The organism is Cohnella luojiensis, assembly GCF_004564235.1.
GTDB lineage: Bacteria > Bacillota > Bacilli > Paenibacillales > Paenibacillaceae > Cohnella > Cohnella luojiensis.
In genome coordinates, this window is sequence record NZ_SOMN01000094.1 from 1 (window position 1) to 1,395 (window position 1,395).

Below are 1,395 nucleotides of genomic sequence, written 5' to 3' on the forward strand. Positions count from 1 at the left end.
TATAGTGCTACAAGATGTCAAGACAGTTTTTTTGATATAGTTAAGGTGTGAAATCATTCACAAGATCTGTATGGACCTTGGGTTAGAGAAGTGTTTAATCTCTGTTCGGATTGGTAGATCTATTAAATATTACCAGTGATTCATGGTTGCAATTGGTAGAGGGCGTAGCCCAAGCGAAGGCAAGAGAGACTCCCCTTATTCACTTGTCGATAAACAGGATGACATTTCGGTTATACACAACAGCCGGTGTATGGCTCTGTAAAGATTGATGAGGCAAGTAGTGATTGTGCATATGAATATATCGCTCTACACCCTGTCTTGTCTCTCTCGGACTGTTGTAATCGTGGATGTAGACTTCATTATACTTTAGGCTCCGCCAAAAGCGTTCAATAACGATGTTATCCGTCGCACGTCCCTTGCCATCCATGCTGATGCGAACTTCGTTTTCTTTCAGTAGGTCAATGTACTGCTGACTTGTAAAGTGGCTGCCCTGGTCGCTGTTAACAATGGATGGCTTACGTCTCGTCAGTGCTCTCTTCATCGTCTCTAACACGAATCCGATTTCGAGGCTTTGATCCATCTGCCAGTCAATGATATACCTTGAATACCAATCCATGACTGCGTATAGATACATCCAGCCGTTCTTCATGCGAAGATAGGTGATATCCACACTCCAGACCTGGTCAGGCTGCGTGATTGCAAGCCCGCGCAACAGATAAGGATAGGTTCTGTGCTGGAGATCCCGCTTACTTAGATTGGGGCCAGGATAGATCGCCATGATCCCCATTTCACGCATATAACGTCTGACTGTATTCTTGTGGATATGATCTCCTTCCCGATTCATAATGGCAGCGATCGTCCGGTAACCCATGAACGAATGCGCAGTATAAAGTTCGTCGATCCGGTGCTTGAGGTGAACTTCCTCCGGAGAGGGAGGGACTGGCTTATAGTACAGACTGCTACGATTAAGGCCGAGCAGATCAGCTTGAACAAGGAGTGAATGTTCAGGGCAGTCCCATTCTAGGAGGTCGACACGCTCCTCACGAGACAGATTATAGGCCAGATTTTTTTTTGATCCACGACAATTGAGTGGTTAGCTTTCCAACCTCGGCGTAGAGTTCATCGATTTGCTTTTCGTAATCATGTTTCATTTTCGTGATGCCTTTACGATCGTCGACGAACAACTGTGAGAGATTCTGGATCGCCTCCGACTTCCATCGATTGATAACGTTAGTATGAATGCCATGTTCGGTTGCGAGTTGAGAAACCGATTTTTCTTCTTTCAGAATTTCCAGTACGATCCGAGCCTTTTCTTCCGGTGTAAACTTCCTTCTTGGACCTGTCATACAACTAAGAAACTCCTTTTTTGCTGTCTAGATTATATGTAGCATTATA

The 1,395-nt window shown here is 44.8% G+C and carries 1 protein-coding gene; it reads right to left on the reverse strand.

From position 1 onward, the window contains the following. Nucleotides 1–199 precede the first annotated feature (199 nt). A protein-coding gene (locus E2980_RS23865) for an IS3 family transposase (protein ID WP_135154707.1) occupies nt 200–1,346 on the reverse strand; the annotation gives its coding sequence in 2 pieces (ribosomal slippage) (nt 200–1,073 and nt 1,072–1,346; 1,149 coding nt in all). Between the last annotated feature and the right edge of the window lie 49 nt (nt 1,347–1,395).